14 protein-coding genes and 1 pseudogene are annotated in these 14,251 nt (G+C 32.4%); 8 read left to right on the top strand and 7 right to left on the bottom strand.

The window, feature by feature from the left end; translation table 11 throughout:
• Positions 1–62: 62 nt before the first annotated feature.
• Genes DYH56_RS09895 through eutS form a run of 4 tightly spaced genes read right to left on the bottom strand, consistent with a single transcriptional unit; the run spans position 63 to position 2,801 of the window.
• Positions 63–1,460, bottom strand: a complete 1,398-nt coding sequence (locus tag DYH56_RS09895; RefSeq protein ID WP_114642705.1) for a GAF domain-containing sensor histidine kinase — start codon at positions 1,458–1,460, stop codon at positions 63–65.
• A complete protein-coding gene (locus DYH56_RS09900) occupies positions 1,441–2,034 on the bottom strand; it encodes an ANTAR domain-containing response regulator (RefSeq protein WP_114642706.1) in 594 nt (197 codons plus the stop codon). Before DYH56_RS09900 ends, DYH56_RS09895 begins: the two co-directional genes overlap by 20 nt.
• Entirely contained in the window at positions 2,031–2,453 is a 423-nt protein-coding gene (locus DYH56_RS09905; RefSeq protein WP_114642707.1) for a EutP/PduV family microcompartment system protein, read from the bottom strand. The genes DYH56_RS09900 and DYH56_RS09905 overlap by 4 nt, the downstream gene beginning before the upstream one ends.
• Before the next feature lie 3 nt (positions 2,454–2,456).
• Entirely contained in the window at positions 2,457–2,801 is a 345-nt protein-coding gene (gene eutS, locus DYH56_RS09910; protein ID WP_114642708.1) for an ethanolamine utilization microcompartment protein EutS, read from the bottom strand.
• 930 nt (positions 2,802–3,731) lie between these two features.
• Between eutS and DYH56_RS09915 the strand changes: the two genes are divergently transcribed.
• Positions 3,732–4,043 (top strand): nucleotidyltransferase domain-containing protein, encoded by a 312-nt coding sequence (locus DYH56_RS09915; protein ID WP_114642709.1) that lies wholly within the window; start codon positions 3,732–3,734, stop codon positions 4,041–4,043.
• Positions 4,044–4,066: 23 nt separating this feature from the next.
• Positions 4,067–4,432: pseudogene (locus DYH56_RS09920) on the top strand (HEPN domain-containing protein); the annotation flags it as partial.
• Between the two features lie 439 nt (positions 4,433–4,871).
• Here the strand turns inward: DYH56_RS09920 and DYH56_RS09925 are convergent.
• Entirely contained in the window at positions 4,872–5,252 is a 381-nt protein-coding gene (locus tag DYH56_RS09925) for a hypothetical protein (protein WP_114642721.1), read from the bottom strand.
• 709 nt (positions 5,253–5,961) lie between these two features.
• On the opposite strand from DYH56_RS09925, the gene DYH56_RS09930 reads away from it, so the two are divergent.
• Positions 5,962–6,489: a GNAT family N-acetyltransferase gene (locus DYH56_RS09930; protein WP_114642711.1), complete on the top strand. Its 528-nt coding sequence runs from the start codon at positions 5,962–5,964 to the stop codon at positions 6,487–6,489.
• A gap of 243 nt (positions 6,490–6,732) precedes the next feature.
• Here DYH56_RS09930 and DYH56_RS09935 read toward each other — a convergent pair whose 3' ends face one another.
• On the bottom strand, positions 6,733–7,614 hold the full coding sequence (locus DYH56_RS09935; protein WP_114642712.1) for a PhzF family phenazine biosynthesis protein: 882 nt from the start codon (positions 7,612–7,614) through the stop codon (positions 6,733–6,735).
• A gap of 303 nt (positions 7,615–7,917) precedes the next feature.
• Here DYH56_RS09935 and DYH56_RS09940 point away from each other — a divergent pair, with 303 nt between their 5' ends.
• From DYH56_RS09940 to DYH56_RS09960, 5 genes are all read left to right on the top strand, one after another.
• Positions 7,918–8,856, top strand: a complete 939-nt coding sequence (locus DYH56_RS09940; protein ID WP_158539117.1) for a DMT family transporter — start codon at positions 7,918–7,920, stop codon at positions 8,854–8,856.
• Between the two features lie 178 nt (positions 8,857–9,034).
• A complete protein-coding gene (locus tag DYH56_RS09945) occupies positions 9,035–10,444 on the top strand; it encodes a sensor domain-containing diguanylate cyclase (RefSeq protein WP_114642714.1) in 1,410 nt (469 codons plus the stop codon).
• A 114-nt stretch (positions 10,445–10,558) separates the two neighbouring features.
• Entirely contained in the window at positions 10,559–11,242 is a 684-nt protein-coding gene (locus tag DYH56_RS09950; RefSeq protein ID WP_114642715.1) for a DUF554 domain-containing protein, read from the top strand.
• Positions 11,243–11,473: 231 nt separating this feature from the next.
• Positions 11,474–12,751 (top strand): branched-chain amino acid transport system II carrier protein, encoded by a 1,278-nt coding sequence (gene brnQ / locus DYH56_RS09955; RefSeq protein WP_114642716.1) that lies wholly within the window; start codon positions 11,474–11,476, stop codon positions 12,749–12,751.
• Between the two features lie 22 nt (positions 12,752–12,773).
• A complete protein-coding gene (locus tag DYH56_RS09960; protein ID WP_114642717.1) occupies positions 12,774–13,337 on the top strand; it encodes an NUDIX hydrolase in 564 nt (187 codons plus the stop codon).
• A gap of 102 nt (positions 13,338–13,439) precedes the next feature.
• Here DYH56_RS09960 and sstT read toward each other — a convergent pair.
• Positions 13,440–14,251, bottom strand: an 812-nt coding sequence (gene sstT, locus DYH56_RS09965) for a serine/threonine transporter SstT (RefSeq protein ID WP_114642718.1), incomplete at its 5' end; no start/stop codon positions are given.

Raw genomic sequence — 14,251 nt, forward strand, 5'->3', positions numbered from 1 at the left:
AGTTATCCTATGTTACTTTGGCTCCATTGCCTTATAAATACACTTCTTTGTGTATCATAATATTATATATTTTTAAATTCAAATTCTATAGTGGTTCCTTTTCCAATTTCACTTTTAACATTAAAAGTTCCTTTTAATTTGTCCTTTACAATTTTTTCAACTATCATCATTCCTAAATTTTTATCTTTTCTTTTACTAGCGTCCATTCCAACCCCATTGTCAGATACGCTAATTTTAAAACAAAATTGTTTTTTTTCAGTATTAATTATTATATTCCCTTTTCCCCTTCCTATAAAAGCATGATCTATTGCATTTTGCAATATTTCATTCATAACTAAAGCTATTGATGTAGAAGTTTCTGAATTCGTATAAAAGTCATCTCCAGTAACATTAAACCTTATTTTATCTATTTTGTCAATAGATGTATTTGAAAAAATTTTGTATACTAATTTTAAAATTGTTTTTATATTCAAATCATTAAACCCATTTTCGGACAGTATTTCATGTGTTATAGCTATACTAAGTATTCTATTTATTGTCTCATCTAATATTTTTTTTAGTTCTTCATTTTCTACTCTTCTTTTTTGTATTCTTAGTAAACTTGCTACTGTTTGTAGATTGTTTTTTACTCTATGATGGATTTCTTTTATTGCTACTGATCTCAACATTAACTCTTTTTCATTGTTTTTTTCTTTTGTAATATCTTGAACAATCATTATCACATTAGTTTCATTTTCTTCAAATTCTGTTAAGAAATAAGAAACCGCTAAAGATATCTCTGATATTGTTATTTCTTTTATTTTTTTAGTTTCCACATCTTCCAATATCTTAAAAAAATTAGTTCTTGTTAATGTTATATTTTCATAGTTTCTACCAAATATATTGTGATATATTCCTAATTTTGAATAAATAAATTTTGCAACTTTATTTGAATAAATTACTTCTCCATTTCTATTGAAAACTACAACTCCATCTTTTACAAATTCTGGAATTTTAGTTCTTGAAACGCTTATTTCTTTAATCAAATTATTGGTTGTTTTATTTAATAAATCTGAGTCTAGTTTTTTTTCACCATGATCTTTATATTCAACTATTATAACTGCTATAGTCTGATTATCATTATTTTTTATTGGTATTACGTTTTGAGTAACATCTTCCTCTTCTTGAGTTATTGCTTTGTAATTTTTTGATGGTAATCCTGTTAAAAAACTTCTAAAAACAGCCGGCTCTTTTGTAGATGTGGCGGTTTCACCTGACACATTTCTAGTATAAAGACTATTTTGAGGTGGTTTTGCATGATAAACAACAATTGCTTTTTCTCTGTCTTTCGTAGCACAGTTTATAAAGACATCTGTTCCTAAAATATTGCTTAACATCGACACAGTCTCTTTTAAACTCAATATTTTTTCTATGTCTTCTTGTATCAATGTACCAGATATTTTACAGTAAGTAGTTATCATTAAATTCACCTGTTGCTATAATTATTTTTGATAAATTCAACATACTTACTCTTTTGGTCATGCTTACTTCTCTCAAAATTCTATACGCTTCATCTTCAGAAACTTTTGTAGAATTCATAATTATACCTTTAGCTCTCTCAATCATTTTTCTGCTATCTAATGTTTCTTTAATTTCTTTAACTTCTTTTTTTAAAGATTTTATATTTTTATAATTGTTAAAAATTAATTTTAAATGAGATAAAAAAGTCTTTTCCTCAATAGGTTTCAACAAATATCCCATAACTTTATTTTCACTAGCTTTATTTATATATTCTTCTATGTTATACGCAGTTAATAACACTGTACATCCTTCAAAATTTTCATCTGCTAATATTTTACTAACTTGAAGACCTGTAATTATAGGCATTTTAATATCCAGTAATACTATATCTGGATTTTTTTCTTTACATACAGTTATAGCTTCTATACCATCACTAGCTTCACCTATAACATCATATCCAGCTTCTGTTAATATTTCTACTATATCCATTCTAGTAAGTGGGTCATCTTCTGCTATTACAACACTAATCTTCATTTTTCTCCCCTTATATAATTTTTCAAAATTTCTATTTCACAATTTTTTCCGATCTCAATAATTTCTTCAACTCCTGCAAGTTCTAAAAAATTTCTAGCTATTTCTGTATCACTACTTAAATCTACTTTAGTTACTATCCCTATAACTTTTTTATTTAAAAACATTGATGAAAAATTAGGTGGGAAAACACTAACTTCATCTAGGCTTGATTGAACTAACCCTATAATTTGGGCATCTATAGCTACAACATTTAAAGCTTTATAGTAATTTCTATTTTCAACATATTCTCCAGGAGTATCTATTATTTTACCAGTATAATCTACCATTTGAGTTTTTTTATATTCTAACCTCTCTTCATTAAGCCTTTGAGTCAAAGTAGTTTTTCCAACACCTGTTCTTCCAACCAACATTAATTTCATAGGCTAAGACCTTGTTACTTTCGAAATTGAAAAGTTTAAAGTTTCTTCTAAAAAAGAGATTACACTCTCTAAAGACCCTTCAACACTAGATACATCACCACTTATAACTACTGTCCCACTAAACCTATCTAAAAACCCTATTTGAACATCACCATTTTTTGTAGCTATATCCGCTGCAATAATAGAAGCTTCTCCAGGTGTTATTGTTAATATTCCTATAGCTCCATTATTATCTCCTATGAGACCTAATTTTTTATAAATTTCATTATTTGGATTTGCGATTAAATGGGCTAAAGTAACCTGTTTACCTGGAACATACTCCTGTATAACTCTTTTTTTTTCATCCATAATTGTGCTCCCTTTTAAATTTTTTTAAAAATAATTGTAACTTTATGACACTAAAAATACTTCTTAGCGATCTGCTCAAAATATACCTTAATCTAAAAAAAAAGTCAACTTTGGTATAATTTATTTTTTAGTTTGGATAAATATCCCTTTCTTCATAAGAAATTAAAACAATAAATAGTAAAATCACATTATAACTTCCTTATAGCTTTAATTTATAAGAAAATATTTAAAGAGACAAAATGTAAAATTTAGAGAAAATAACAAGGAACATATATTTGACTGGAAGTTTTTAAAAGAAGAGTAAAAATCAAGGAGTCGTGAGTCAGGTGTGTGGTGGCTCACTTTCACCAACAAATCCACGACTGCAAAAATTGTAGTTTTAAAATAATAAAAGCTAGGCTTAGATGCCTAGCTTTTTTTGTATAGACTACACCGATTTTTTTGAAGTTCCTAGTCGTCCTGCTCCTCTGCAAACACCTAGCGAGTTTCGTCCTACCAACTATGCCCGTCAGGCATCCCACTAAGAAACGGGAATCCCTGGCACTTGCCCGCAAAGACAATTATCGCAAATAATCTTAATTTATGAAATAAATTGTAGATTTTTGGTGATGACCTCTACGGTTAGAATCTTCTTGAATTTTTCGGTTACATTTTCTTTCAAGAGAAAAGGTAACCCGTATCAAGGGCGGAATCCTTGGAATTCTCTTTAAATCTCATTACTTGAAATAGCTTCTTTTGTCCTAATCCAAGAGTACCATAAGTAGTCTTAGCAAAATCATTAATAGAAACTACGATTCTAGAATCTTTCAAACCATTTTTGTCGCAGATTACACAAATTAACTCAGATTACAAAAAGAAACCTCTAGCCTTCTTGAATATTTCCCAAATCTAATATACAATAAAGATATCCCTTAATTTAGGAGGTTTAAAATGATTAATTTAAGAAAAATAAATTCATTGAGAGATAAACTATCATCTCTATATAATGCTGAAAAAATATATGTCTTCGGTTCCTATGCTTGGGGAGAACCTACAGAGGATAGCGATCTAGATATATTAGTAATCAGCAATAAATTTAGCAACCTAAGTTTAGGAAAAAGAATAGCCCAAGCTACCGATATTCTTTTTGAATTGGACTTTCCTGTAGATTTGGTGATAGAAACCCAAGAGGAGTTCCATCAATTTGAAAAGGTAAGGGGCAGTTTGGAATATCAAGTGGAAAATAAGGGGGTCTTGTTATAATGGAGAAATAGGAACAGCTATTACTTAGAGCAAAGAATGATCTTCTAACAGCTAAAAAAGGTTTGATAGAACCTAAAACCCTAGATACTTCTGCATATCATTGCCAACAATGTGCTGAAAAAGCAATGAAAGCATATCTAAATTATAAAGAAATCGACACAGAGGATAGAAAATTAAGAACCCATAACCTGTTGATGTTATTAAAAATTTGTGTGACTCAAAATCAAGAATTTGAAAAAATGAAAAAAGCTTGTGGGATATTGAATCCCAATGATACTTTGTACAGGTATTTTAATAACTATCAAGTTATGCCAGATGAAGATGAGGTAATAGAACTAATTGAGTTAGCAGAGGATCTTTATGATTTCGTTATAGAATTAATGGTTTAATAAGATTCTAGTAGTGAGTCAGGTTGAATGTGCTTCACTTTCACCAACAAATCCACAACTCAAATGTTCTAGAAATTTTAGGAGTTTGAAATAGTAAAAGCTAGGCTTAATGCCTAGCTTTTTTTGTATAGACTACACAGATTATTTTGAAGTTTATAGTCGTCCCACTCCAGCAGTACTGTTTCTACAACAACGATCGTGACTTACTTTGCTAAGACAATTATAAACCTTCTTGACTTTCTTTCGTCTATTTCTTGTGTCAAGACAAGAAACAGACCCGTATTAAAGATGGAATCTTTAGAACTTCTAACTTTTGCCACCAATAATTATAAACAAATCAACAGAACTAAAATTCTAGAAATTTTAAATAAAAAAGGCTTAATCTTTAGATCAAGCCTTTTTTATTTGAATTCATGAGTCTAAACTTCATAATCATAATTTAGTCTGAATTTCTTTCCTCTCCCTGCCTTTTAAGTTCCTTATCCATCTTCCTGAAGTTTGTTTGAAGAGAATTTAACCTCAGCTCTATGGAGTTTAATATCCAGAACTGAAAGTGATTAACCTTCTGCTGTTCGTGGATCATCCATGCTATCTTTATGGAAACCAGTAACACTCCCAACTCTATGGAAAGGTTGAATGGGATATAGTGTAAAACTCCCCCTGCAAAAAATGAAAGAACAACAAGCGTAAGAAAAAGTCCGTTAAAGATCTTGTGGTTTCTGCTGCTGTGAGTAGCTCCTATACTTCCGATGAGTTTTTTTATTTTTTCCTGTTCCTTCTTATAGTTTTCCATTTCGTGTTCTAAAAACTTCTGTTCCATAATCTTCCCCCTTTGATCTACATTATAAAAGTTACTTTTATTTTTTGAAAAAAATACCTCATCCTTAAGCTCTTTGGTCCACCCAGATATCTGACCGGGCACTATATTAAATTTCCAATTCTTCTTTCCTTAAAAAATTATGTTATAACTATTTTAACCTTTTTTTCTGATTTTTTCAAAATTTTATCTTCGTATTGCATTTAACATAATTTTTTCAGAGGGGGATTTTATTTGCTCTAAATTGAAGTCCACAGGTGGTTTTTTTTAGATTTTTTAATTTTGAAAGTGATTATACTTTGTACTTTCAATCTAACTAAAGCGTTCAACAAATTAGGTTCCGCAGTGTAGCGAGGACGGTAGCTTTCAAAGCTTGTATATTAATATTTTACCCATGAACATTTTCAAAATTTGGCACTTTTTGGTTACTTTTGCTTGCTATAGAGAAAAAGTGACTCGTATTAAAGGCGAAACCTTTAGAATTTTGTTTTCATCGCAGATTACACAGATTTTCTCAGATTATTTAACGCAAAGAACTCTATTCTTTTGACTTTGAATTTCGAAGTTTATAGTCGTCCTACTCCCCCAACCTTACTATAACGTGTTAAAACTCTTATTTAGGAGGTATAGAATTATACCCATTTTATATTACTTATGAAAAAAATAAGCTATACTCATATAGTGAAGAAAATAAAGATCATAGGAGCAAACAATGGAATATAGAGAATTAAAAGTTAATGATATACATATATCTCTGTTTAATAATTTTGAACGCAGACAAGTAGTTACTAAGCGTTTGGAGCAGGTAGACGGTGAATGGAACGAAATAGATTTTAACTTTGTGGATGATTGGGAAGAAGACGAATATACTTTTTTAATAAAGTGTTTACAGAATACAGATAAAACAGGAGGGGTGGTTATAGGTGTTTTTTGGAAAAATCAACTAAAAGGGTTTGCTTCTGCGGAATCCAAATTATTCGGAAGCAAGCAAGAATATATTGATTTGTCTTGTATACATATATCTAATGATATGCGTGGTCGCGGTATTGGCAAAGTGTTATTTGGATATGTTACATCCTGGGCTAAAAAACAAGGGGCTAAAAAATTATATATATCTTCTCATTCAGCAGTTGAAACACAAGCATTTTACAACAAATTAGGTTGTGTTGATGCAGTAGAAATAAATAAGAAACATGCTGAAGAAGAGCCCTATGATCGTCAATTAGAATTTGTACTGTAATTATGAAGCACTGACTCTTATTTTGACTTTATTGTTATCTAAATTGTGGGTGCTTCTTTATTGCTTTTTTTTATTATATGAAATAACTATTCTTGCTTTGGTTTCTCCTTATGAGGGTCTACATTTAAAATTAAGTATTAAGTACACTTAATTTCAATATCCGTAGAATCCCATAAGAAGGAGGAGGATTCTTTTGAAGTTTCTAGTGACCCTGCTGGCAGGCATCCCGCTCAAAACTTGATATTACTTTGGTAGCAGGATTTCACCTTGAAGAACAATAACCGCTTCTCCTCCTACCCAGACTTCAGGCTTACTATCAGCATTGACTTGGACAGTTATTCTGCTTGGACTTTTCATCCAATCACCTTGATGAGCAACAAATGACAGAATCTCATTTGATTTCCATCCTTTTGCTTGTAAACAGGCACCTAATGCTCCATTTGAAGTACCCGTGGCAGATTCTTCTGGTATACCAAAAGCTGGTGCAAAGTTTCTGCACCACACTTTATCTTCTTCATCAATAGCAAAAGCATGGACACCAACAACATTAAGTTTTCGACTTAAATCTGCCAGTTCATCCATAGAGGGTGTCAGGTCTTTCAAAATTTCAACTGATTTTAAGGGCAGTAGAATATCGGGTAACCCGGTAGACCAAATTTCTGGTGAATTCATTAAATTTTTAACACCAACCTCTTCAAGAGATACCCCCATTGCTGAATATAACTCATTAAATGGAACCGAATATTCGATATTCACTGGCTCTGCTTGACGCATCAATACACTTCCATTTTCGACAAACCTAATATTCAAATTACCAGCTTTTGTTTTTTGAATCAGTTCTCTTTTATCAGCTGCTATTATACCTAACTCTTTTAAAAGGCTAAAAGTCGCAATGGTTGCATGTCCACAGAGATCTACCTCTTCCGTCGGTGTAAAAAAACGTACTTCAAAATCATAACCTTTACAACCTGGGAAGACAAAGGCAGTTTCAGAAAGGCTCATCTCCTTTGCAATTAATTGCATTTGCAGATCGGATAATCCCTCAGCATAAGGCACGACACCTGCTGCATTACCGCAATATGATTGATTGGTAAATGCATCAACCTGATAAATTTTTATTTTCATTGTATCCCTCCTGTCCAATAATTATATTCATAGTTCTGAGATAAAATTTTACTGAAACTCTGCCTGCAGCACCTGTTCTATAATTCGTGATTAAACTCAAACAAATCTAGATATCGATAGAAAAATTTAAATGATAAACTACTGCAAGCATTATTATAGTACCTCATTTTGATAAGCTTACCAATAAGGGTTAAAGTTTTAACAAAAAACAAAGTGTCATTATTATACACTTTATGTTAACATAAAAGCAATCAGAGCTCTGTCTACATTTTTAGAGCTTCAATCAATTAGGAGATGAGAAAATTGAAAAACACAAGAATTTATCTTTGGGTTCTATTAACGGTAACTCTTTGGGGAACATCTTTTGCATTTAGTAAGATAGGAATTGCCAATCTCAGTCCTGTCCACTTCTTATTTTTAAGGGTGCTGTTTTCCAGTATTATCTTTGGTATAAGCTTAATGGTGATCCCTAGATCAAAAAAAAAAATTTCAATAAAAGACCTCTATCACTTGATATTTTTAAGTTTTATTGGTATTAGCGGCTACTTTATTGTTCAATATTCTGCTTTAAAATACACCACCACAATAAATGCATCTTTATTTATAGCTATCTCTCCAATTTTTGTAGCACTGTATATGCATTTTTCCAAAAATGAGTCAATCAACAAGCTGCAGGGATCTGGAATATTGTTAAGTTTTTTAGGAGTCTGTCTTATCATTACAAACGGTAAAATAGACGGTTTATTTTCCGGGACTTCAGTAATCGGTGACGGTTTAATGATTATAAATGCCGCAATGCTGGCAATATTTACAATCAGCACAAAAGATCTTTTAAAAAAATATGATCCCTTTATTATAATTGCTTATATGAATATCAGTGCATTAATTACTTTAATCCCTATTGCTTTTACGAATAACTTTATCTCCAGGACTTCTTTATTTAACGTGATCGGCGATATCCAAGGAAAAACCTACTTAGCAGCCCTATATTTAGCTATGTTTTGTACGGTGATCGGTTATTATGGATGGTATAGAGGAATTAAGGAATTAGGAGCTTCCAGAACTTCGGTTTTTAATTATCTCAATCCTTTAGTCGCCACGATTACTTCTAATCTATTGTTTCATGAAGGGATGACAACATATACTTTTTTAGGTTCCTTCCTAGCCATATCAGGACTCCTTGTAAACAATAAATTTAAAAGTAATCCTGCTAAAAATGACTTTTCCCGCCAGCAAATCTAGGACTGGAAGATTTTCATTTTTGATATAGCGAGAGCTAGGCCTAAGCTCCTAGCTCTTTTTTAGTAAATATATAAATAGCTTTAGTTTGAACAAAATTATAAAATAAGGTAAACTTTAATAACAAATTTGATAAAGGATTAAAGGTTGTTTATTCATAGAGTAAAATGGGAGGAGTAATATGAGCGATTTTGAAAAATATAATTCACAATATGAAGAACCCAAAAGTACCATGTTTCAAATGCTGGACAAAAATGGAGATATTCTTCATGTGAATCAGAAGTGGCTGGAGGAGATGGGATATGAACTTCACGAAGTTAAAGGCAGATTTTTTGGTGAATTTATTACGGAAGATTACCACGTTGCTGTAAAAAAAAATTTCCCCCATCTGAAAGATTACGGATTCGTAAACAATGTACAGCTGAAGCTGAAAAGAAAAGACGGCGTTGTCATAGAAACGGTTTTGAACGGTATCAGTGTCTATGATGAAGAGGGAAATTTTATAAATACAAGATGCGAGATGCGAAATCTTAATTATTTTATGGAATCTTCCATATATATACAGGCACTTTTAGAAAAAGAAAGATTTTTAAAGGGAAATCTGTTCTTTAAATCCCAGATAACACAGGCGATATTATACAGCGATACCTTAAATGAATTTTTGAATTCTGTCACGAAAATTTTTAAAGAACCGGTGGAGGTGATGGGAATTTACCTTTCCTCTTTGGATGTTTTTGGAAAAAGAACTATTTTATTTGATTATAAATCGGAGTCGCAATTTTCAGAGACTATGAAAAATTCACTCAGTTGTAAAAACTGTATGTCGGAAATAAAAGACAAAACATTTATAATAGATTCTAACTCAAAGAGCAATATTTTTGAGGGGATCAATTCTCAGCTTGGGATCAATGAAAGTCTTGTGATACTTCCTGTTGTCTCAAGTAAAAAAATCCTTGTAAATAAAATTGATTTTTTTATACACTTAAAGGATCTGACTCCCTTTGAGGAGGAGTGGCTATTTTTCTTAAAAGACATAAAAGATATACTGTCCCTTGGAATTGAAACTTTTGAAACAGATGAAAATCTTAAAAATACCATGAATAAACTTTACCACCTTTCCACAAAGGACCCTCTGACCGGTGTATACAACAGATATGAATTCGAAAAATCTGTTAAAGAAAATATCAGAATTTTTGAGAGGTACAACACACATTTTTCTTTAATAATGTACGATATAGACAATTTTAAAAGTATAAATGATACCTTTGGGCACTGTATCGGCGACAAAGTTCTGAAAGAGCTGTGCAGATTAGTAACAAAAAATATAAGGGGGATTGACAAACTTTTCAGACTTGGGGGGGATGAATTCGTGATCCTCCTTCCGGAATCTGATCAAAAGGATGCCTTTAAACTGGCTGAAAGATTAAAAGATGAGGTCAGCTCATTTGACTTTTCAGGAGATAATCTCACATGCAGTTTTGGAGTAACGGAGGTACGAAGAGGGGATGTCATAGATAAGATAATGAAAAGGTCGGATAATGCCATGTACACTTCAAAAAAGAATAATAAAAATAGGGTCTCCATAGGATAAAAATACGAAATTTCTCATTGAAACGTCGAGAAATCAAACTGACTCACCAAGCCTCCTTTACAAAACCAAAAAGAACTGCTAAAATACTTCAAATCAAATTTGGGAGGCTGAAAAATGATATTAAGTGGTGTAATAGTAAATTCCGTTGCAGTGGGCTTGGGGTCTTTATTGGGAGTTTTCTTCAGAAATAAATTCAATAAAAAGATAATTGATACTGTTATGAGCGGCATGGGGCTGTGTGTATTATACATTGGAATATCAGGTTCCTTAAAAGGACAAAACATACTGGTAGCCATAGGTTCAATAGCTTTAGGAGGCATTATCGGTGAATTAATCGATATAGATCACAGACTGAGAAAATTCGGACTGGCTGTGGAAGCTAAATTTAAATCGGATACGGAGGAGTCCTTGGTAGAAGGATTTCTAAATGCTACCATGGTAATTTGTGTAGGAGCAATGGCAATAGTGGGTTCACTTCAAAGCGGACTTATTGGCAACCATGAAATATTATATGCAAAGGCATTTATCGACCTTTTTGTAGTCCTTGCAATGTCGGCAACAATGGGAATAGGTGTGTTTTTCTCAGCATTTTTGATTTTATTCTATGAGGGAGCTATAGTTTTATTTGCTGGAACTCTTTCACCATTTCTATCAGCACTTGTTATTGATGAAATAACATGTGTAGGATCACTGGTAATTATGGCCATCGGATTTAATATCTTAGGAATAACCAAAATAAAAGTTGCAAATCTTAGTCTGGCTCCATTCATTCCGATATTTATATATTTATTTATGTAGTCCAATTATTATAGTCAATTAATCAGCAGATAGAAGTTTCTATCTGCTTTTTTTATCTCCTGAAGATCTTCTTTCTGTTAAATAACCTGTTAATTTTTTTAATTTTTTAAATATAAGTGAATAAAAGCACAAAACCAATATACTTTTTATTTTATTTGTGTTAAACTTATACAATCATTAAAAACAAGTACAATACTACATAAATATAGTACTTCTAGGGAGGAAACTACGATGAAAAAAAATAATGATGTATTTATATTTGGATTAGCAATATTTGCTATGTTTTTTGGAGCTGGAAATCTTATTTTTCCGCCAGAGATAGGTGTCGTCACCGGTAAAGAGTGGCTCATGTCTTCAGCCGGATTTTTTCTTACAGGAATTTGTCTCCCTGTGGGCGGGCTGATAGCTTTCAGTAGAGCTGGAAATACCAATAATTTTGCAAACAAAGTTTCAGAAAACTTCAACACCCTTTACTTTTCGCTGTTAATACTTGCTATAGGTCCTATGCTGGCCATACCAAGAACAGCAGCCACTGCCTATGAGATGGGAATCGTTCCAAACTTTGGAGAGATTAATCCCCTAATGGCCTCAACCATATATTTCGTAATAGTTTATATATTGGTAATAAAGCCGTCTCAACTGCTTAATAATATCGGAAAATATATGACTCCTATTATCCTTATCATCCTTTCACTGGTGATAGTTAAGGGGATATTCTTAGGATTCGGAGTTCCCGGAGAAAAAACTATAATTCAAAATTCCTTCTCTTATGGTTTCTTCGGTGGATACCAGACAATGGACGCAATAGCCTCTGTTATATTTGGTTCTGTAATTGTAGAAAGCTTAAAGGGAAATGGATATACAGATGATAAAGAACAGAGTTCTATGATCGTGAAATCCGGTATCATAGCAGCCCTGGGGTTAGCATTGGTATACGGAGGTCTGTTATATCTAGGTGCCATGGCAAATGGAAAAAATTTAAATCTTGGAAAAGCTGAACTTGTTATGTATCTTGCAAAAAATTCTTTAGGATCATTTGGCCTAATGGCTTTTGGAATATGTGCAATAGTAGCATGCCTTACAACATCTATAGCTCTGGTAGCTACAGTATCTAATTTCTTTGCTGCAAAATCAAAGTTTTCCTATAAAACTATAACTATAGTAACCTGTGTTATCTCCAGTGTTCTGGGTGCTACCGGATTAGGGTTCATAGTTGATATAGCTGTCCCAATACTTATAATTTTATACCCGGTAACTATTATACTTATAATTTTAAATATCCTTAAAATAAAAAATACCAGGGTTTTTAAAGTCAGTGTTACCATGGGATTGATTTTCAGTGTCTTTGAGGTCCTGGCCGGCTTTAATATTTCACCTGTATTAACAGCTGTCTTCAATTCTTTTCCGTTAGCTTCAGAAGGATTTGCATGGCTGGCTCCAACGTTAATTGGATCGATTGCAGCAGCCTTAATAAAGAATGAAACTATAACAGCAGTAGAAGCTGATTAAGAAAAAGGAGATAACTTTACAGATGGATATAATAGATCAAATAAAAAATTATGAACCATATAATGAACAGGAAAGACATGACAAAATAGGAATATTGAAATATTTAGAAAGGGAAAAGAATATTTTTAGCAGAGACAATAAAATAGCACATATGACGGCATCTGCATGGGTTGTAAATAAAGATAGAAGTAAAGTCGTGATGATCTATCATAATATTTATGATTCATGGTCCTGGATGGGGGGTCATGCTGACGGAGAAAAAGATCTATTCACTGTAGCCATTAAGGAGGTTAAGGAAGAGAGCGGCCTCAATAATATTATACCTGTATCAAGAGATATCTTTTCCCTTGAAATACTCACAGTAGATGGACATATAAAAAATGGAGAATATATTTCTTCCCATTTACATTTAAATATAACATACTTATTTGAAGCAAATGAAAAAGAAATTTTGACTGTAAAAGCAGATGAAAATAGCGGAGTAGAATGGTTTGGATTAGAAGAGTCCATAGAGAGATCTACAGAAGCCTGGTTTAAAGAAAGGATCTATGCAAAACTTAATAAAAAATTAAGTGAGTTATTTTAAAATGCGCCGATGAGTTTATTTCTGTTAACACACAAGAAAACTATTGTAATGACTGTGAGAAGAGTTAAGCAAAACACTTAACTCTTCCTTTTTTATTCATTCTTATAAGTTAACTTCTTTGTTGATAACGATTTTTTTACCTTCTCTTCTCCATTGTGCAAATTCAGCTACAGCTGTAAATAATGCGTCTGTTGAAGAGTTAAGACCAGTTTCTACTGAATCCTGGATTACTCCGATTACAAATCCTACTCCAACTACCTGCATTGCTACTTCATTTGGGATACCAAATAAACTGCAGGCTAATGGGATAAGAAGTAATGATCCACCTGCTACACCAGATGCTCCACAAGCACTGACAGCCGATAAGATACTTAAGATAAGAGCCGTTCCGAAGTCTACTTGGATACCCAATGTATGTACTGCTGCAAGAGTTAATACAGATATTGTGATAGCTGCTCCTGCCATGTTTATAGTAGCTCCTAAAGGGATAGATACTGAATACATGTCTTTATCTAATCCTAATTCCTCGCATAATTCCATGTTTACCGGGATATTTGCAGCCGAACTTCTGGTAAAGAAAGCTGTAATTCCGCTTCTTTTTAAGCATCTGAATACCAATGGGTAAGGGTTTTGTCTCATCATGATAAATGCAATTATCGGGTTTACTACCAGTGCCATAAATGCCATAGCTCCTAATAATAAGCCTAATAATTTACCGTACTGTAATAATGAGGCTAGTCCACTGGTTGCAATTGAATTGAACACTAATCCCATGATCCCGAATGGTGCTAAATGGATAACCCATCTTACAATTTGAGACAGCCCGTCTGAAAAGTCTGTGATCATTGTTTTAGTAGAAGCCGGTGCATGCTTTAATGCTACCCCTAATAATAATGCCCAGACTAAGATTCCGA

The sequence above is a fragment of the Psychrilyobacter piezotolerans genome, assembly GCF_003391055.1.
Classification (GTDB): domain Bacteria; phylum Fusobacteriota; class Fusobacteriia; order Fusobacteriales; family Fusobacteriaceae; genus Psychrilyobacter; species Psychrilyobacter piezotolerans.